The organism is Azoarcus sp. PA01, assembly GCA_001274695.2.
Taxonomy (GTDB): Bacteria; Pseudomonadota; Gammaproteobacteria; order Burkholderiales; family Rhodocyclaceae; genus Aromatoleum.
Window position 1 is genome coordinate 1,193,483 of record LARU01000004.1, and the last position, 17,435, is coordinate 1,210,917.

The window sequence follows — 17,435 nt, forward strand, 5'->3', positions numbered from 1 at the left end:
CGGCAAATAGGTGGCAAAAACTGCCGCTTATCCCGCCGGGGAAGTTGCGCCCGCGAGCGGACAATGCGTCACCCGAAAAAGTCGGACGATTGAAGGACTCGACCATGTCTACCGGCGTCACCGCCGTCGCGCGGGAAACGCTGCCGGCACCGCAGCAGGTGTTGCAGCGCTTCAACGAACTCGGTCAGCGCCAGAAGCTCGCGGCAGCGGCGGCCGTCGCGTTTGCGATCGCGGTCGTCGTCGGCGTGTGGCTGTGGAGCCGCGCCCCCGAGTACGCGGTGCTGTTCTCGAACCTCGAGGAACGCGACGGCGGCGCGATCGTCGCCGCGCTGCAGCAGCAGAACGTGCCGTACCGGTTTTCTCCGGGCGGCGGCGCGATCCTGATCCCGTCGCAGATGGTCCATGACGTACGCCTGCGGCTCGCGGCGCAGGGCTTGCCCAAAGGCGGCCTGGTCGGTTTCGAGCTGATGGAAAACCAGAAGCTCGGCGTGTCGCAGTTCCACGAACAGGTGAATTTCCAGCGCGCCCTCGAAGGCGAGCTGGCCCGCACGATCCAGGCGATCGCGTCGGTCGCGTCCGCGCGCGTGCACCTGGCGATTCCGAAACAGTCCGGGTTCCTGCGCGACGAGCAGAAACCGACTGCTTCGGTGATGGTGAACCTGCACCCGGGACGCACGATGGACACGGCACAGATCGCCGGCGTCGTGCACCTGATCGCATCGAGCGTGCCGCAGCTCTCGAACGAGCGCGTCAGCGTCATCGACCAGAGCGGCACGCTGCTGACGACGCGCGCCGACCCGCTGCGCGACGCCGGGCTCGACGCGACGCAGTTGAGCTACGTGCGCGAAGTCGAGGCGAGCTACATCCGCCGCATCGAGGCGATCCTGACGCCGATCGTCGGCGCCGCGAATTTCAAGGCGCAGGTCACGGCCGACGTCGATTTCAATCAGGTCGAACAGACCGCGGAGACGTACAAGCCGAACCCCTCGGCCGAACAGGCGATCCGCAGCCAGCAAAGCAGCGAACAGGAAACGCGCCAGCCGGGGGCGCAAGGCGTGCCGGGCGCGCTGACGAACCAGCCGCCCGCCCCGGCGACCGCCCCGATCACGAATCCCGCGTTGCCCGGCGCCGCAAACGCCGCCGGAGCGCCGCTCAACAGCAACCGTTCCTCGACGCTGAACTACGAGCTCGACCGCACGATCCAGCACACGCGCCAGGCGCTCGGCCAGGTCCGGCGGCTGTCGGTCGCGGTCGTCGTCAATCATCGCGGCGAGACGTTGCCGAACGGCCAAACGCGCACCGTGGCGCTGACGGACGACGAGATCGCGCGTCTGACGAACCTCGTGCGCGAAGCGATGGGCTACAGTCAGGCGCGCGGCGACAGCCTGAACGTGTCGAACGCGCCGTTCGCCGCGCCGCCGGAAGAAGCCGAAGCGGCACTGCCGATGTGGAAGGATCCCGCGATGATCGACCTCGGCAAGGAGCTGCTGAAATACGCGGCGCTCCTCGCCGCGGTCGGATTCGTGTACTTCGGCGTGATCCGGCCGCTGCTGCGCAGCGTCGCACCTCCTCCGAGAGAGATCGAGGCGATCGTCGACGAAGAAGACGACGAGCACGCGCTGCTGAGCCTCTCCGCAGGTCCGCGGCTCGCGAGTTTCGACGAGAAACTCATCCGCGCGAAGGAGCTCGCCCAGTCCGATCCGAAAGTGGTTGCGAACCTGATCAAGGAATGGATGGGTGCGAACGATGAGAGCAAGAAATGAACACTCCTGACGAAGGACTCGCAAAAAGTGCGACGCTGCTGCTCGCGCTGGGAGCGGACCACGCCGCCGAAGTGCTCAAGCTGCTCGGCCCGAAGGAAGTGCAGAAGCTCGGCACCGCGATGGCGAGCCTGCCCTCGCAGCAGCGCACGCGCGTCGAAGCGGTGCTCGACCAACTCGACGAACACCGCCTCAAGGGCGCGCCAGTCGAAGCCGACGAGGAGCAGATCCGCGCGATGCTGACCAAGGCGCTCGGCGACGAACGTGCCGGCCACATCATCGCCCGCGTGCTGCAGGGGTCGGACACCGCCGGCATCGAGAGTCTCAAATGGATGGACCCACTCACGGCCGCCGACCTGATCAAGAACGAGCATCCGCAGATCATCGCGACGATCCTCGTGCACCTCGAATTCGACCAGGCGGGCGAGATCCTGAAGCAGTTTCCCGACCGCCTGCGCAATGACGTGATCCTGCGCATCGCAACCCTCGACGGCGTCCAGCCGACGGCGCTGAAGGAGCTCAACGAAGCGCTCGGCCGCATGCTGTCAGGCGCTTCGGCAGTCAAGAAGGCGTCGATGGGCGGCGTGCGCCATGCCGCCGAGATCCTGAACTTCGTCGGTGTCGGCGCGGAAACCGCGGTGCTCGACAACGTGCGCGAATACGATCCGGACCTCGCGCAGAAGATCCTCGACGAGATGTTCGTGTTCGAGAACATCATGGACATCGACGACCGCGGCGTGCAGGCGCTGCTGCGCGAAGTGCAGTCGGACTCGCTGATCACCGCGTTGAAAGGCGCGGCGCCCGAGCTGCGCGAGAAAATCTTCCGGAACATGTCGCAGCGCGCGGCCGAAATGCTGCGCGAAGACCTCGAGTCGAAAGGTCCGGTGCGCCTGTCCGAAGTCGAGGCCGAGCAGAAAGAGATCCTCAAGGTCGTCCGTCGCCTCGCCGAGGAAGGCCAGATCGTGCTCGGCGGCAAAGGGGGCGACGATGCGTTCGTGTAGCTCGCGTAGTTCGGGCGAGCGGTGCAACACCTGCGCCCGGCAGCGCCGGAGCCGCCGATGAGCCTTTCGCGCCACCAGGCGGTCGGAGCGTACCGTCGCTGGGAGCCGACCGCGTTCGGCGCCGAGCCGGCACCCGCCCAAGCCGATTCGGCGCACGCTCCCGAGCCCGCCCCACCGCCTGCGCCGCCGCAACCTGAACCCGCGCCGCCCCCCGATGTGCCGCCGGACCCCGAACCGCCGGTGCGCCTGCCGACCGCGGCGGACATCGAGTCGATGTTCGAGGACGCGCGCCGCGACGGGCACGAGGCCGGTTACCGCGAAGGCGCCGAACAGGCGCGCCAGGAAGCGCTGCGGATCGCGGTGCTCGCCGACGCCCTCGACGACGCGCTCGCCCGTCTCGACCGCGACGTCGCCGAGGAGCTCGTCGGGCTGGCGATCGAAGTCGCACGACGCCTCGTCCGCAATACCCTCGCGGAGCAGCCGGAAACCGTCATCGAGACGGTGCGCTTGGCGTTGAACCAGTTGCCGCAGGGGCAGGCCCGCATCCATCTGCATCCTGACGATGTCGCGCTGGTGCGCGCCCACCTCGCCGAGCAGTCCGGCCACGGCCACCCGACGCTGATCGACGACGACGCGATCAGCCGCGGCGGCTGCGTCGTGCAGACCGCTGCCAGCCAGCTCGACGCGACGCTCGAAACCCGCTGGCGGCGCGTCCTCGAAACCCTCGGCCGCGCGGACACCACGTGGCAGGAACCCGGGTAATGCGCCACGCCGACGCGTGGAGTGCTTACCTGGCCGAGCACCGCGATCTCGCGGCGTCGGCAGCGCCGTTCGAAGTGTCCGGCCGCCTGACCCGCATCAACGGGCTTGTCATGGAAGCGTCCGGCCTCAAGCTGCCGCTTGGCGCCGACTGCCGCATCATCGCGAGCGGCGGCGGCACGGTCGAAGCGGAAGTGGTCGGCTTCAGCGGCGACCGCCTGTACCTGATGCCGACTGACGACGTGTTCGGGCTCGCGCCCGGCGCGCCGGTGCTGCCGCTCGAAGTCCCCCCGCCGCGCCCGGCGCTCGGCACGACCTCGCCGCCGCGCCGGCGCACGTCCGACCGCGCGAAGCACCTGCCGGTCGGCGACAAGCTGCTCGGCCGCGTGCTCGATGGCGCCGGGCGCCCGCTCGACGGCCTCGGCCCGCTCGGCACGACGGAGGCCCGCTCGCTGCAGAGCCGCCCGTTCAACCCGCTGACACGCGCGCCGATCGACACGCCGCTCGACGTCGGCATCCGCGCGATCAACGCGCTGCTGACGGTCGGCCGCGGCCAGCGCCTCGGGCTTTTCGCCGGTTCCGGCGTCGGCAAATCCGTGCTGATCGGCATGATGGCGCGCTTCACGTCGGCCGACGTCATCGTCGTCGGGCTGATCGGCGAGCGGGGCCGCGAAGTCAAGGAATTCATCGAGCACAACCTCGGCGCCGAAGGCCGCGCGCGCTCCGTCGTCGTCGCGGCCCCCGCCGACACCAGCCCGCTGATGCGGCTGCAGGGCGCGGCGTACGCGACGACGATCGCCGAATATTTCCGCGACCAGGGCAAGCAGGTGCTGCTGGTGATGGATTCGCTGACGCGCTATGCGATGGCGCAGCGCGAGATCGCGCTCGCGATCGGCGAACCGCCGGTGACGCGCGGTTACCCGCCGAGCGTCTTCGCGCGCCTGCCGGCGCTCGTCGAGCGCGCCGGCAACGGGCTCGAAGGCAGCGGCTCGATCACGGCGTTCTACACCGTGCTCGCCGAAGGCGACGACCAGCAGGATCCGATCGCCGACTCGGCACGCGCGATCCTCGACGGCCACTTCGTGCTGTCGCGCACGCTCGCCGACCAGGGCCACTACCCGGCGATCGACATCGAACAGTCGATCTCGCGCGCGATGCACGGGCTCGTCACGGCCGAGCATTTCGACTTGGTACGGCGCTTCAAGCAGCTGTTCTCGCGCTACCAGCGCGCGCGCGACCTGATCGCGGTCGGCGCCTACCAGGCCGGCTCGGACCCGCTGCTCGACCGCGCCGTGGCGCTCTACCCGAAACTTGAAAGCTTCCTGCAGCAGCGCATCGACGAGCAGGAAACCTGGCCGCAGGCGACCGCGAATCTGCGCACTTTGTTCTCCGGCGGGTGACAAGTGGCACGGATGCGCGCGCCGCCGGGCCATAGAATGACGCCCCGTCTCCCCCCGCCCGGGCATGCCGACACCTTTCACGGCGCCTGACCCGCGCCGCATACCGATCCGATCCGATGAGCCGACCTTTTCCGCTGCAACCGCTGCTGGACCTGACGCAAAACCGCATGGACGACGCCGCGCGCCGGCTCGGCGAGCTCGTCGCCACCGAGCAGGAAGGCAGCCGCAAGCTCGAGCTGCTGCAGAATTATCGCGCCGAGTATGAAGCGCGCTTCCAGGAAACCGCGCGCAACGGTATCACCCCCGACGCGTGGCGCAACTACAGCGCGTTCATCGGCCGCATCGACGAAGCGATCGCGCTGCAGGCGGCGAACGTCGCCAACGCGCGCCGCCACACCGCCGCCGGCCAGCACGCGTGGATGGCGCAGCGGAACAAGGTCAAGGCTTTCGGCACGCTGCAGGAGCGCCACGAAACCGATGAAGCCCGCAAAGCCGCGCGGCAGGATCAGCGCCAGTCCGACGAGCACGCGGCGAAACGTTTTCGCGCCCGCGGCCCGGACGAGGTCGCCGGCATGTGAGCCGCGAGTGGCACAAGGCTTGCTAGTCGCGACCAATCGTTCCGTGCGCCACCCCCGATGCTCGACACTTCATTCGCCGCGTAAGAGAACCCGACATGCCGGATCCGCTGTTGAACAAGCTGCTCCTCACCCACGCACCGACTGTCGTGGCAAGGTCCGGCCGGGCCTCGTCCGCTGCGGGCGCCTCCGAGAGGGCGATCGACAACAGCTTTTCGGAGGCGCTCGAACGGCGGATGAGTGCAGCCGAGCGCGGGCCTGCCCGCACACGGCCGGTCACCGCCCGTTCGTCTGGGCGCCCGGAAGCACCGTCACCCGCTGGCCAGGATCGGAGCCAGGACCTTCGCCGGGCGGAGAATGCGGCCGCCGCTGACCGGGCGCAGGAGGTTCGGCACCGCGACGCGAACGCTGAAGCCGCCCGTGCCACTTGCGGCGACGACATCGAAACGGGCAGCGAGGATCGGTCGAGCGCTGCGGAGGTCCGACAGCCCGCCTCGTCGCTCGCCCCTGCTTCCGAAAACGTAGTCGCAGGCGAAAGCGCAGCGCCGCCGCCCGATGGCGCGCTCGCGGCAAGCTTTGCCGGCCTCGTACCCGCTCCTGCCGCCGTGATCGCCGAGGGGGGCGCCGTGGCCGGCGACCAGGCCGTGTCGGCGCCCGTGCTGCAGGACGGCACCGAACGCGCCTCCGCAGTGCCGCTGCTCGAAAAACTGATTGCCGAAGTCACCGCTGCGACGAACGAGGCGGACGCCGGCGGCAGCAAGCTCGTCAATGTTGCCGCCCGATCCGCGCAACAGGATGCGGCTCCCGGTTTGGCCGGGGTACTGCCTGCGCGCGTCGAAGCGCAGCTTTCCGACCCTGCCGGAGCGATTTCCGGTGCGTCGGGCGACGCGCCCGCCGCGAGTGGCACCGCCACCGGTTTGTCCGGTGCGGGCTTCAACGTGGCCGTGCGCAGCGAACCCGTGACGCAGCTGCCGGTGCACACGCCCGCCGGCCCGCAGCGCGCGTGGGCCGAGGAGGTCGGAAATCGCGTGGTGTGGCTCGTCGGACGCAACGAGTCGAAAGCCGAGCTCGTCCTCACGCCGCCGCAGATGGGCAAGCTCGAAGTCTCCATCCACGTCAGCGGCGACCAGACCGTCGCCCATTTCGTCGCCGCGACGTCCGCGGCACGCGACGCCCTCGAACAGGCGCTGCCGCGCCTGCGCGAGATGATGCAGCAGGCCGGCATCAGTCTCGGCGAGACCAGCGTCGGCACGTCGGACGGGCAGCAAGCCGGACAGGAAAACGGCCCCGGACGCAACGCACGCGGCCAGGCAGCCGGCGTCGCGTCCGACGCAGCAGCGACCGGTGCGCCGGCGGTGCCGATATCGATCGCCTGGTCGCGCGCCGGCACGGGAAGGGTCGATACCTTTGCATGAAGCGCCTGAATTGCGGCCGCTCCACCCCACTTTTCGGCCGTTCGCGCGACGTGCGCCGCGCCCATACTCTCGATTGTCGACACTGGAGAAATGATTGATGGCCAAGGCTCCCCCTGCCGCCCCGGCAGATGCAGCAGCGGAACCTGCACGCGTGCGCAGACGGCCGAAGAAGCTCGTGCTCATTGTCGCTGCGCTGGCGGTGATCCTGCTCCTGCTCGCTGCAGGGATCGTCGGCCTGCTGATGCTGAAGAAAAACAACGCCGCGGCTGACGAACATCCCGAAGAGCATGTCGCCGCCCCGGTTGTCGACCTCAGCAAGCCGCCGACTTTCGTCCCGCTCGAACCGTTCACCGTCAACCTTTCCCCCGCCGAGGGCGAGCGCTACCTGCAGGTCGTGCTGGCGTTGCGGACCGCCGACGCGGAAACCGGCGAAAACCTGAAAGGCTTCATGCCTTCGATCCGCCACGAGATCAACCTGCTGCTCGCCGGCAAGCTGCCGTCCGAACTGTCGACTCCCGAAGATCGCGCAGCGCTCGCCGACGAGATCGTCGAACGCACCAACAGCATGCTCGGCGCCCCGTCCAAAAGCAGTCGCGCCAACGGACCGGCCGGCCCGATCCAGGCAGTGCTTTTCGACTCGTTCATCATCCAGTAGGGAAACGGCAGCCATGTCTTCCGATTTTCTGTCACAGGAGGAAGTCGACGCCCTGCTGAAAGGCGTTGCCGGGGAACCGGAGGAACTCGAAGAGGATGCCGTCGAGCCCGGAGGCGTGCGGCCGTACAACCTCGCGACGCAGGAACGTATCGTCCGCGGGCGCATGCCGACGATGGAGCTGATCCACGAGCGCTTCGCCCGTTATCTTCGCATCGGGTTGTTCAACTACATGCACCGCAACGCCGAAGTCTCGGTCGGGCCGGTGAAGGTGCAGAAATACGGTGAATTCGTCCGCAACCTCGTCGTGCCGACGAACCTCAACCTGGTGCTGGCGAAACCGCTGCGCGGCACCGGGCTGGTCGTGTTCGACCCCAACCTGGTGTTCCTCGTCGTCGACAACATGTTCGGCGGCGACGGCCGCTTCCATTCGCGCGTCGAAGGGCGGGATTTCACGCCGACCGAGCAGCGCATCATCCAGGGCATGCTCGGCGTCGTGTTCGCCGAATATTCGCGCGCCTGGGCGCCGGTGTTCAAGATCGAGATGGAATACGTCCGCTCGGAGATGAACTCGCAGTTCGCGAACATCGCGACGCCGTCCGAGATCGTCATCTCGGCGAGCTTCTCGCTCGAATTCGGCGGCTCGCAGGCCGACATGCACGTGTGCTTCCCATACTCGATGGTCGAGCCGATCCGCGACCTGCTGTACTCGACGATGCAGAGCGACCACCTGACGCAGGACAACCGCTGGATCAAGCTGCTGACGCGGCAGCTGCAGGCCGCCGACGTCGAGCTCGTCTGCAACCTCGGCAGCGCGCGAATCTCGCTGCGCGACATCGTCAACATGCGCGTCGGCGACGTGATCCCGATCGACGTCCCGGAGCACGTCCACGGCGAAGTCGACGGCACGCCGATCCTCGAACTGGGCTACGGCCGGCAGGGCGCGAAGTACGCCGTGAAAGTCGAACGCTTCCTCGCCAGCGACAATGCCGACAACTCACCACCCGGAGGCCACCATGGCTGAGCACGACAACGATGGCCAGATCACCGAGGACGACTGGGCCGCGGCGATGATGGAACAGTCCGCGACCGAAAACGGCGCGGACGCCGAAGCGCGCCGCGTGGCCGCCGACCTCGCCGCGGCGGCTGAATCGCCTTACCAGGCGAAGCCGGCGAGCCACCTGTTCCCCGACTTCGGCGCCCCCGGCCCGCGCTCCGGCGCGCTCAACGATTTCGACATGATCCTCGACATTCCGGTCCAGCTGACCGTCGAACTCGGGCGCACGAAGATCTCGATCCGCAACCTGCTGCAGCTCGCGCACGGCTCGGTCGTCGAGCTCGACGGCCTCGCCGGGGAACCGATGGACGTGCTGGTCAACGGCACGCTGATCGCGCAAGGCGAAGTCGTCGTCGTCAATGACAAGTTCGGCATCCGCCTGACGGACATCATCACGCCGGCCGAACGGATGCGGAAAATCCGCGGCTGACCGCGGGGCAAACACTGCCGTATCACGCCCCTGCGCCCGGCCTCCCCGCGGAGGTGGAGTCTCGGCCGCGAGCGACGGCGAAGCGCCGAACAATCGCCTTTTTGCCCGTCTTATCGCAGGCTGGCGGCGCTGGCGCGGCGCTTAAAGTCCATCCATCCGCACAGCCGTCGAGCAGGTCGTGAACGCACGCAGCATCCTTCCCTTTTTCCTGTCGACCGCCGCCCCTTCGCTGCAGGCTGCGGACGCAAGCCCCGACTTTGCCGGGAGCCTCGGACAGACCCTTTTCGGCCTGGCGATCGTCATCGGGCTGCTGCTCGCCAGCCTATGGCTGCTCAAGCGCCTGTCGGCGCCCCGCGGGGCGGCGGCCGGCCTGAAAGTGCTCGGCGCAGTCGCGGTCGGGCCGCGCGAACGCGTCGTCCTCGTCGAAATCGCGGGGCAGGTGCTGGTGCTTGGCGTCACCGCATCGAACGTTCGCACCTTGCATACCGTCGCGGCCGCCGAGCTTGCCGACGCAGCGCTTGCCGAGCCGCCCGCACCGACTTCCGGGGACTTTCCCGGCTGGCTGCGGCGCGCGATGGAGCGCCGCAACGATGCGCGCTGAACGCCCGATGTTCGTCCCCGCCCTCACTCGCAGCCTCGTGGCGCTGCTGGTCCTCGCGCCGCTGACCGCCGCAGCGCAGGGGCTGCCCGCGATCACCGGCACGCCCGCTCCTGGGGGCGGCACGACCTACAGCCTGAGCGTGCAGACGCTGCTGCTGCTGACTTCGCTGAGCTTTCTGCCCGCGGTCGTGCTGATGATGACGAGTTTCACGCGCATCATCATCGTGTTCGCGCTGCTGCGCACCGCGATGGGAACGCAGACCTCGCCGCCGAACCAGGTGCTGCTCGGCCTCGCGCTGTTCCTCACTTTCTTCGTCATGTCGCCGGTCGTCGAGCGGGTCCATGCCGACGCCTACGTGCCGATGTCGCAAGGCACGATCGGCTTCGACGAGGCGCTCGAGCGCGGCACGGTGCCGGTCAAGGCGTTCATGCTGAAACAGGTGCGCGAGCCCGACCTCGCGCTGTTTGCGCGGCTGTCGAAGACTCAGCCGGTCGAAAAGGCCGAGGACCTGCCGATGCGCGTCGTCGTGCCGGCCTTCGTCACGTCGGAACTCAAGACCGCGTTCCAGATCGGCTTCGTCGTCTTCATTCCGTTCCTGATCATCGACATGGTCGTCGCGTCGGTGCTGATGTCGATGGGCATGATGATGATGTCGCCGGTGATCGTGTCGCTGCCGTTCAAGATCATGCTGTTCGTGCTGGTCGACGGCTGGACGCTGTTGATCGGCTCGCTGGTCCAGAGTTTCGCTCCCTAACCCGCACAGGCACGCCATGACTCCGGGCATCGTCGTCGATATCGGCCGCCAGGCCGTCGAAATCACGCTGCTGATGGCGGCGCCGCTGTTTCTCGCTGCGCTCGTCACCGGCCTCATCGTCAGCGTCTTCCAGGCCGCGACGCAGATCAACGAGATGACGCTGACCTTCGTGCCGAAGCTCGTCGCCGTGTTTGCGACGATGGTCGTCGCCGGGCACTGGATGATCGCGCTGATCACCGATTTCACCCGCCGGCTGTTCGAATCGATCCCGACGCTGATCGGCTAGTAGTCCGTTCCAGCAAACCAGTTACCGTTCGCGGTGAGCCTGTCGAACCGCAATTGCGTTGCCGCAACTGGCCTTCGACAAGCTCAGGCCGAACGGATTCAGTGGAATGATTTTTCTGGAACCGACTACTAGTGCGTTTTCCATGCTGAGCATCACCGCGGCCCAGCTCGACGCGTGGATCGCGACGCTGATGTTCCCGCTCGCGCGCCTGCTCGGGCTCGTGTCGGCGGCGCCGCTGTTCGGCAACCGCATGGTGCCGGTGAGAGTCCGCCTCGCCGTCGGCCTCGCGATCGCGATGGCGGTGCTGCCGGCGCTGCCGCCGATGCCTCCCGTTCCCGGTGGCTCGATGGAGCAGCTCGCGATATTCGCGCAGCAGGCGTTCATCGGCATCGCGACGGGCTTCGTGATGCGGCTGGTGTTCGCCGCGGTCGACGTCGCCGGCGAGATGATCGGCCTGCAGATGGGCCTGTCGTTCGCCGTGTTCTTCAGCCCGCAGAGCGGCGCGCAGACGTCGGTAATCGCGGAATTTCTCGGCCTGGTCGCGCTGCTGGTGTTCGTCGCGCTCGACGGCCACCTGATGCTGATCCAGGGGGTCGTCGCGAGCTTCGAGTGGCTGCCGGTCGGAGCGGTGCCGAAAGCGGACGGCTGGCTGCTGATCGTGCGCTACGCCGCAGTGATGTTCGCGTCCGGGCTGATGATGGCGCTGCCGATGGTCGCGGCGCTGTTGATCACGAACACCGCGCTCGGCGTGCTGACGCGCGCTGCGCCGCAGCTCAACCTGTTCGCCGTCGGCTTTCCGGTGACGCTGTCGGTCGGCTTCCTCGTCCTGCTGCTGAGCCTCGACACGCTCGCGCCGGTGCTGCAAAGCCTTTTCGAACGTGGCTTTGGCGCGATCAACGAGCTGTTCCGCGCGTTCGGCTGAGCGGCCGGCGCCGCTACATCGCCGGCCAGATGCGCGAGCGCACGAGCCGCACTTCGCCGACTGCGGTGCGCTGCGCGAACGGCCAGCTCGATTCGACGCTCTCCTCGTAGCGCACCACTTCGAACCCGGCAAACCCTCCGGCGTCCGCGATGCGCTGCGCAGCGCGCACGAACACCTGCCGCGCTTCGCCTTCGCCGCCGGTGACGAGCGACTTCATCCGCAGGTCGAAGCGCACCCGCTCGGCGTCGAGCCGCACGACGCCCACGTCCCATGCAGGCGACTGCGGGTCGTGGGGCAGATACGCGACCGCAGGCGGCGGGGGGTAATCGGCGTCGTTCAGGCGCGGCAGCGATGCGCTTTCGCCCGCCGTGTCGGCGCCCGCATGACGCGGCAGCGGCAACGCGAGGCAGCCGCCGGCGAGCGGGAGAATCAGGCACAGCGCGACGCGGCGGAACGACACGGTCGCTCAGCGCAGCAGGTCGAACAGCGACAAGCCGGTCGTGCGGACATACGACTGCTGTGCGGCCTCGAGGATCGCCTGCTGCTTCGAGAACCGCGAGATCGCCTCGGCATAGTCGAGGTCCTGCAGCCGCGACAGCGTCTCGGCATACTGCACGTCCTGCGTCGCCGACATGTCCGCCAGCGCGTCGAGTTCGACCATGCGCGAACCGACCGACGCGCGGATCGTGTTCACCTTGTCGAGCGCGGCATCCATGCCGTCGATCGCGTTTGCGACGATTCCGGAAACGCCGCCCGGCGGCGGATTGCGCAAGCTGTTGATGAAGCTGGAAATCGACTCGAACGTCCGGGATTGATTTCCCTCGACCTGGAACACTTCGCTGCCCGGCACCCCGACCGGCATCGTCCGCGACGCCGCAACCTGGATGCTGCGTGCTTGGTCGTCGCCCGCGTAAGCAAGGTCAGCAGGGAACGGCTCAGTCCCCGACTGATAGCCGGCAAAGCGGTATTCGCCGGTGCCGTCCTTGCTGTTCGCGATGCCGACCAGCGCGTTGAACTGCGCCTCGATATCGACTGCGATCGCCTCGTGCTCGGTCGGCGACAGCGCCGCATTGCCGGCCTGGATTGCCCGCGTGCGGATGTAGGTGAGGATGTCGCCGATGCTGCCCAGGCTGCTTTCGAGCGACGCGAGCGCGTCGTTCGCATAGCCCTGGTTCGTCCGGAACTGCTCGTTGACGCTTTTGCTCTGCGAAACCTCGAGCGCGCGCGCCGCCGCGATCGGGTCGTCGGACGGCCTCAGCACGCGCTTGCCGGTCGACAGCTGCTGCTGCGTATGCAGCAAATCCGCGCTCTGCCGCAGCATCGCGTCGCGGCCGGAGTCGAAGATCATGCTCGTGGAAATTCTCATGGTGTTACTCCGGCTCAGCGCGCGATCGAGAGGATTTCGTCGAAGAGCGTGCCCGCAACCGACATCACGCGCGCCGCCGCCTGGTAGGACTGCTGGTAACGGATCAGGTTGGCCGCCTCTTCGTCGAGATTGACGCCGGAAAGCGCTTGCTGCGCCGCAGTGGCCTGGTCGAGCTGCGCTTGCTGGGCTTTCAGCCCGATCTGCACTTCGCGCGCCTGGTTGCCGACCGAGCTGACAAGCTGGGAATACGCCGACCCGACGGTCGCCGTCCCCGAGCCAACCGTTACGACCGATTTGGCGGTCTGCAGCGCCGCCAGCGCGAGCGCATTGCGGTTGTCCGAACGGCCGACGGGCTCGGAGCCTGAAGCGGCGGCGGCAGCAGCAATGGTGTGCGGATCCGAGATCGCCACCCGCAGCGCGCCTGCCGCCCCGGACACTTCCCTCGGCAGCGCGAAAAACGCGCCCCTCGCATCCCCGTTCAGGGCGCGGCCCATCCCGTGCTGGGTATTGAACGCGCTCGCGAAATCGAAAGCGATCTGGTCGAGTTTGTCGCGCGCGGGGTCGAGCGCTTCGCTGCGGAACTTCAGCAGGCCGCCGAGCTGCCCGCCGGTGAACAGCGAATCCGGCAGCGGCACTGCGCCGCCGCCCGCTGTCGTGAGCTCGATCGTGCTGTGCAGCGGGTCGGACGGATCAGGCTTGACGGCGAGTTCCGAAGCGGTGGTGCCGACGACGAGCGCCTGGCCGCTGCCGACGAACACGCTGAGCGAGCCGTCCCGCTCGGTCACCGTGCTGACCTTGACGAGCTTGTTGAGCTCGGCGACGAGCATGTTGCGCTGGTCGAGCAGGTCGTTCGCCTGGACCGAAGGTCCGGCAACCTGCACGGCGCCGATCTGCCGGTTCATGTCGGCGATCTGGCGCGCGTACGCATCGATCGACTCGACCGCGCCGGCGATCTGCCCTTCGGTGAGGCTATTGATTTCGCCGAGCCGGGTGTCGAGCGCGTTGAAGCGCGACGCGAGCATTTCACCCGACGAGATCAGCGCCTGGCGCGCCGCGATGCTCGCCGGGTTGGTCGCGACGTCCTGCACGCCCTTGAAGAAATCGGACAGCGCCGGCGCGAGGCCTGCCGACGGATCGGCGAGCAGGTTGTCGAGCTGGCCGAGCTGCGCGTCGTATGCGGAAAGCTCTTCCTTGCGCGCCGACGCATTGAGCACCTGCTGGCCCAGGAACTGGTCGTACTGGCGCCGCACGGCATCGACTTTCGAGCCCTGACCGAAGAAACCCGCGCCGCTGAACTGCGGATCGTTCGTCGTGATGATCGCCGTCTGGCGGTTGTAGCCGGGCGTGTTGGCGTTGGTGATGTTGTGGCTGGTCGTCAACAGGTTCGCTTGCGAACTGTTGATGCCTGTCAGACCGATGCTGAGGAGTCCGGCCATGCTCGTTTCCTTTTTCGTGCTGCGCTCGATGAATCTCAATTAAGGCGGCAATTAACTAGAACCGTTCGCCCTGACCCTGTCGAAGGGCATTGGCAGGGCTTCGACAAGCCTGTCCTGAGCTTGTCGAAGGGCACAGCCCGAACGGTATTTGCCTGCCGGGCTAACAAGCAAGACTTTTGCCACGCTGCAGTCGCCGGGGTCAGCCGGCGAGCGCCGTGCGCAGCGTGTTGCCGCCGATGATCCGCGTCAGCTTGTCGGCGTACATCGGATCGGTCGCGTAGCCGGCGTGCTGCAGGCTGCGGGCGAAGCCGGCGGCGTCGGTCTGCCCGAGCACCGCAGCGTAGCGCGGGCTATTGCGCAGCAGGTTCGCGTAATCGCGGAACGCGTCGGCATACGAGCCGTAGGCGCGAAAGCGCGCGTTCTCGGTGTACGCCCGGCCATTCGCATACTCGGTGACCGGCACTTCGACGACCGCGCCCTTCCAGTCCGCCCCGGCCTTGATGTTGAACAGGTTGAAGCTCGGCGTGCCGTCGGCGCGGCGCAGTTCGCCCCGCCCCCAGCCGGTTTCGAGCGCCGCCTGCGCGACCATGAAATGCGCCGGGATGCCGGTGGCGCGGCTCGCGCTGCCGGCGTGCGGCCACACGCGGTCGACAAACTCGCCGGCGCCGTTCGGCACGTCACGCGCGCCGGACGCGGCACGAGCCTGCGCTTCCGTGCCCGGCGCAGGCGCGTCGTCTGCCGAGGGCAGCCTGGGGTCCGCAACGTCTGGCGCGGCGGCGATTGCCGGCACGTGGGCGCGTGCGGCAAGGATTGCCGTGCGCGGCGGCACGGGCGGCGCGCCCGCGGCGCCAGCGTCGTGCGCCGCAGCCGATTTCTCCAGCGCTTCGCCGCCGAGCTGGCGAAAGATTACGTCGGCAAGCCCGGTGCCGCGGCCCTGCGCCATGTTCATCGCCGTCTGCTGATCCTGCATCGCCTGAAAAAGCCGCGTCTGGTCGCTGTTGAACATCCCTTCGGACGGCACCGCATCGCGCATCGACTTCAACACCATCTGCAGGAACAGCGCCTCGAACTGTTTGGCGGTCGCGCGCAGCGCCGCGGGCGAATTGTCGTCGCGCGACAGGCGCTTCAGGTCGGCGAGGGCATTCGGGTCGATCGCGTTGATCTGCGCCGGGATGGCCATCCTCAGATCACCTCGAGTTCGGCGCGCAATGATCCCGCCGCCTTCATCGCCTGCAGGATGCTGACGAGGTCCATCGGCGTCGCGCCGAGCGCATTGAGCGCCTTGACGACGTCGGCCAGGCTCGCGCTGGCACGCACGTGGTGCAGGCTGCCCTGGTCCTGCTGGATGTCGACAGTGCCGCGCTGCGTGATGACGGTCTCGCCGCGCGAGAACGGCGCGGGCTGGCTGACGGCGGTGTCGACATCGATCGTCACGGTGAGGTTGCCATGAGCGACCGCGACGTTCTGCAACGTCACGCCCTGGTTCATGACGACCGAGCCGGTGCGCGAATTGACGATGACTTTCGCCGCCTGCTGCACTGGAGTGACATCGAGATTCTCGAGCTTGCCGAGGAAGCCGACGCGGTCCGAGACGTCGAGCGGCGCGCGCACCTGGATGCTGCGCCCGTCAAGCGCCTGCGCAGTGCCGGCGGAGGTCGCGAGGTTGATCGCATCGACGACGCGCCGCGCGGTGCCGAAGTCGTTGTCGTTGAGTTCGAACAGCACGAATTCGCCCTGCCCGAGCATCGTCGGCACCGCGCGCTCGACGGTCGCGCCGCCCGGCACGCGGCCCGCCGACAGGTGGTTGATCGTCTGCGACGAGCCGGCCGCCGACGCGCCTGCGCCGCCGACCAGCAGGTTGCCCTGCGCCATCGCGTAGATCTGGCCGTCGGCCCCTTTCAGCGGCGTCATCACCAGCGTGCCGCCGCGCAGGCTTTTCGCGTTGCCGATCGACGACACGGTGATGTCGATCTGCTGGCCGGGACGCGCGAACGGCGGCAGGCTCGTCGTGACCATTACCGCGGCGACGTTCTTCAGCTGCAGGCTCGTCCCCGGCGGCAGCTGGACCCCCATGTTGCCGAGCATGTTGATGATGCTCTGCACCGTGAACGGCGTCTGCGTCGTCTGGTCGCCGCTGCCATCTAGGCCGACGACGAGGCCGTAGCCTACGAGCTGGTTGTCGCGCACGCCGGCGACTGACGCGAGATCCTTCAGCCGCTCAGCTGCCACCCCGCCGCAACCGAGCAGCAGGCCGAGCGCGCACGCCGCGATGCGGAACAGCTGGGCCGGAGTCTTCTGCGCATCATCGCGAAACATCATTCATTCTCCGGACGGCGGTCAGAACGGCAGCACGATGTTGAAGAAGCGCTGCATCCATCCCATCGTGTTCGCCTCGTCGATATAGCCGCTGCCCTTGTATTCGATCCGCGCGTCGGCGACCTGCGTCGACTGCACGGTGTTCGCCGCGGTGACCGTGATCGGGTTGACGATGCCGGAAAAGCGGATGAACTCGTTCCCCTGGTTGATCGCGACCTGTTTTTCGCCCGACACCAGCAGGTTGCCGTTCGGATACACCTCGATGACGGTGACGGTGATCGTGCCGTTGAACTGGTTGTTCGCCTTCGATGCGCCTTCGCCCGAGAACTCGGAGTCGACGCCCGCCTCGACATTCATGCCCGCGAGCCCCGCGAATGGCACCTTTGAGGCCGCCGTGATGCCGCCTTCGACGCTCGAGCCGCGCGTCGCGTTGCTGTTCGCCGCTTTCTGCGCGGCGTTGCGTTCGACGAGGTTGATCGTCAGCGTGTCGCCGACGAGCCGCGCGCGACGGTCCTCGAACAGCGGCCGCGCCTGCGCCGCCTGGAAGATCGCGCCCGTTGCCGGAACGACCTGCCCGCGCGCTTCCGGCCGCGCGGTCATCGGCTGATGCACCGCCGTCGGCGGCGTCGAATAGATCGATGCGCAGCCCGACAGCAGCGCGGCAAACATTGCCGGAAAAAGGCGCGCGGCCTTCGTCGCGCATGC

19 protein-coding genes are annotated in these 17,435 nt (G+C 67.9%); 13 read left to right on the forward strand and 6 right to left on the reverse strand.

Translation table 11 applies throughout. The annotated features are described in order from the left end of the window. The first annotated feature begins 104 nt into the window (after positions 1–104). The 13 genes from fliF to fliR all read left to right on the forward strand — a co-directional run bounded on the left by fliF (position 105) and on the right by fliR (position 11,612). Entirely contained in the window at positions 105–1,763 is a 1,659-nt protein-coding gene (gene fliF, locus PA01_17780; GenBank protein KON80242.1) for a flagellar M-ring protein FliF, read from the forward strand. Beyond that, positions 1,760–2,761 (forward strand): flagellar motor switch protein FliG, encoded by a 1,002-nt coding sequence (fliG, locus tag PA01_17785; protein ID KON80243.1) that lies wholly within the window; start codon positions 1,760–1,762, stop codon positions 2,759–2,761. Before fliF ends, fliG begins: the two co-directional genes overlap by 4 nt. A gap of 57 nt (positions 2,762–2,818) precedes the next feature. Then, positions 2,819–3,523 (forward strand): FliH/SctL family protein, encoded by a 705-nt coding sequence (locus PA01_17790; protein KON80244.1) that lies wholly within the window; start codon positions 2,819–2,821, stop codon positions 3,521–3,523. After that, the gene (fliI, locus tag PA01_17795; GenBank protein KON80245.1) at positions 3,523–4,920 is read left to right on the forward strand and encodes a flagellar protein export ATPase FliI; all 1,398 of its coding nucleotides are present in this window, start codon (positions 3,523–3,525) and stop codon (positions 4,918–4,920) included. Before PA01_17790 ends, fliI begins: the two co-directional genes overlap by 1 nt. 116 nt (positions 4,921–5,036) lie before the next feature. Then, a complete protein-coding gene (gene fliJ, locus PA01_17800; protein KON80246.1) occupies positions 5,037–5,498 on the forward strand; it encodes a flagellar export protein FliJ in 462 nt (153 codons plus the stop codon). A 623-nt stretch (positions 5,499–6,121) separates the two neighbouring features. Then, the gene (locus PA01_17805) at positions 6,122–6,910 is read left to right on the forward strand and encodes a flagellar hook-length control protein FliK (GenBank protein KAI5912370.1); all 789 of its coding nucleotides are present in this window, start codon (positions 6,122–6,124) and stop codon (positions 6,908–6,910) included. A 97-nt stretch (positions 6,911–7,007) separates the two neighbouring features. Then, positions 7,008–7,565, forward strand: coding sequence for a flagellar basal body-associated FliL family protein (locus tag PA01_17810; protein ID KON80247.1), 558 nt, complete (start codon positions 7,008–7,010; stop codon positions 7,563–7,565). 13 nt (positions 7,566–7,578) lie between these two features. Continuing rightward, positions 7,579–8,586, forward strand: a complete 1,008-nt coding sequence (gene fliM / locus PA01_17815; protein ID KON80248.1) for a flagellar motor switch protein FliM — start codon at positions 7,579–7,581, stop codon at positions 8,584–8,586. Further along, the gene (gene fliN, locus PA01_17820) at positions 8,579–9,049 is read left to right on the forward strand and encodes a flagellar motor switch protein FliN (protein KON80249.1); all 471 of its coding nucleotides are present in this window, start codon (positions 8,579–8,581) and stop codon (positions 9,047–9,049) included. Before fliM ends, fliN begins: the two co-directional genes overlap by 8 nt. A gap of 178 nt (positions 9,050–9,227) precedes the next feature. Continuing rightward, positions 9,228–9,650: a flagellar biosynthetic protein FliO gene (gene fliO, locus PA01_17825; GenBank protein KON80428.2), complete on the forward strand. Its 423-nt coding sequence runs from the start codon at positions 9,228–9,230 to the stop codon at positions 9,648–9,650. Beyond that, the gene (gene fliP, locus PA01_17830; GenBank protein KON80250.1) at positions 9,640–10,404 is read left to right on the forward strand and encodes a flagellar type III secretion system pore protein FliP; all 765 of its coding nucleotides are present in this window, start codon (positions 9,640–9,642) and stop codon (positions 10,402–10,404) included. The genes fliO and fliP overlap by 11 nt, the downstream gene beginning before the upstream one ends. 16 nt (positions 10,405–10,420) lie before the next feature. After that, positions 10,421–10,690 carry a flagellar biosynthesis protein FliQ gene (gene fliQ, locus PA01_17835; protein ID KON80251.1) on the forward strand — a complete coding sequence of 90 codons (270 nt, stop codon included), beginning with the start codon at positions 10,421–10,423 and terminating at the stop codon, positions 10,688–10,690. 142 nt (positions 10,691–10,832) lie between these two features. Further along, positions 10,833–11,612 (forward strand): flagellar biosynthetic protein FliR, encoded by a 780-nt coding sequence (gene fliR / locus PA01_17840; protein KON80252.1) that lies wholly within the window; start codon positions 10,833–10,835, stop codon positions 11,610–11,612. A gap of 13 nt (positions 11,613–11,625) precedes the next feature. Here the strand turns inward: fliR and PA01_17845 are convergent, their stop codons facing one another. The 6 genes from PA01_17845 to PA01_17870 all read right to left on the reverse strand — a co-directional run bounded on the left by PA01_17845 (position 11,626) and on the right by PA01_17870 (position 17,399). Next, positions 11,626–12,072 carry a hypothetical protein gene (locus PA01_17845; protein ID KON80253.1) on the reverse strand — a complete coding sequence of 149 codons (447 nt, stop codon included), beginning with the start codon at positions 12,070–12,072 and terminating at the stop codon, positions 11,626–11,628. A gap of 6 nt (positions 12,073–12,078) precedes the next feature. Then, a complete protein-coding gene (gene flgL / locus PA01_17850) occupies positions 12,079–12,978 on the reverse strand; it encodes a flagellar hook-associated protein FlgL (protein ID KON80254.1) in 900 nt (299 codons plus the stop codon). A 14-nt stretch (positions 12,979–12,992) separates the two neighbouring features. Continuing rightward, a complete protein-coding gene (gene flgK, locus PA01_17855; GenBank protein ID KON80255.1) occupies positions 12,993–14,414 on the reverse strand; it encodes a flagellar hook-associated protein FlgK in 1,422 nt (473 codons plus the stop codon). A gap of 199 nt (positions 14,415–14,613) precedes the next feature. Next, the gene (gene flgJ, locus PA01_17860) at positions 14,614–15,594 is read right to left on the reverse strand and encodes a flagellar assembly peptidoglycan hydrolase FlgJ (protein ID KON80256.1); all 981 of its coding nucleotides are present in this window, start codon (positions 15,592–15,594) and stop codon (positions 14,614–14,616) included. Between the two features lie 2 nt (positions 15,595–15,596). Beyond that, on the reverse strand, positions 15,597–16,733 hold the full coding sequence (locus PA01_17865; GenBank protein ID KON80429.2) for a flagellar basal body P-ring protein FlgI: 1,137 nt from the start codon (positions 16,731–16,733) through the stop codon (positions 15,597–15,599). 18 nt (positions 16,734–16,751) lie between these two features. Further along, positions 16,752–17,399: a flagellar basal body L-ring protein FlgH gene (locus PA01_17870; protein KON80430.1), complete on the reverse strand. Its 648-nt coding sequence runs from the start codon at positions 17,397–17,399 to the stop codon at positions 16,752–16,754. Between the last annotated feature and the right edge of the window lie 36 nt (positions 17,400–17,435).

Excerpts from the sequence above, each read along its gene's own strand:
- fliG (KON80243.1), top strand. The coding sequence starts at position 1,760 with ATGAACACTCCTGACGAAGGACTCGCAAAAAGTGCGACGCTGCTGCTC.
- fliP (KON80250.1), top strand. The coding sequence starts at position 9,640 with ATGCGCGCTGAACGCCCGATGTTCGTCCCCGCCCTCACTCGCAGCCTC.
- flgK (KON80255.1), bottom strand. The coding sequence starts at position 14,414 with ATGGCCGGACTCCTCAGCATCGGTCTGACAGGCATCAACAGTTCGCAA.
- fliN (KON80249.1), top strand. The coding sequence starts at position 8,579 with ATGGCTGAGCACGACAACGATGGCCAGATCACCGAGGACGACTGGGCC.
- fliI (KON80245.1), top strand. The coding sequence starts at position 3,523 with ATGCGCCACGCCGACGCGTGGAGTGCTTACCTGGCCGAGCACCGCGAT.
- PA01_17865 (KON80429.2), bottom strand. The coding sequence starts at position 16,733 with ATGATGTTTCGCGATGATGCGCAGAAGACTCCGGCCCAGCTGTTCCGC.
- fliJ (KON80246.1), top strand. The coding sequence starts at position 5,037 with ATGAGCCGACCTTTTCCGCTGCAACCGCTGCTGGACCTGACGCAAAAC.
- fliQ (KON80251.1), top strand. The coding sequence starts at position 10,421 with ATGACTCCGGGCATCGTCGTCGATATCGGCCGCCAGGCCGTCGAAATC.
- PA01_17810 (KON80247.1), top strand. The coding sequence starts at position 7,008 with ATGGCCAAGGCTCCCCCTGCCGCCCCGGCAGATGCAGCAGCGGAACCT.
- flgJ (KON80256.1), bottom strand. The coding sequence starts at position 15,594 with ATGGCCATCCCGGCGCAGATCAACGCGATCGACCCGAATGCCCTCGCC.
- PA01_17870 (KON80430.1), bottom strand. The coding sequence starts at position 17,399 with ATGTTTGCCGCGCTGCTGTCGGGCTGCGCATCGATCTATTCGACGCCG.
- PA01_17790 (KON80244.1), top strand. The coding sequence starts at position 2,819 with ATGAGCCTTTCGCGCCACCAGGCGGTCGGAGCGTACCGTCGCTGGGAG.
- fliF (KON80242.1), top strand. The coding sequence starts at position 105 with ATGTCTACCGGCGTCACCGCCGTCGCGCGGGAAACGCTGCCGGCACCG.
- flgL (KON80254.1), bottom strand. The coding sequence starts at position 12,978 with ATGAGAATTTCCACGAGCATGATCTTCGACTCCGGCCGCGACGCGATG.
- fliR (KON80252.1), top strand. The coding sequence starts at position 10,833 with ATGCTGAGCATCACCGCGGCCCAGCTCGACGCGTGGATCGCGACGCTG.
- fliM (KON80248.1), top strand. The coding sequence starts at position 7,579 with ATGTCTTCCGATTTTCTGTCACAGGAGGAAGTCGACGCCCTGCTGAAA.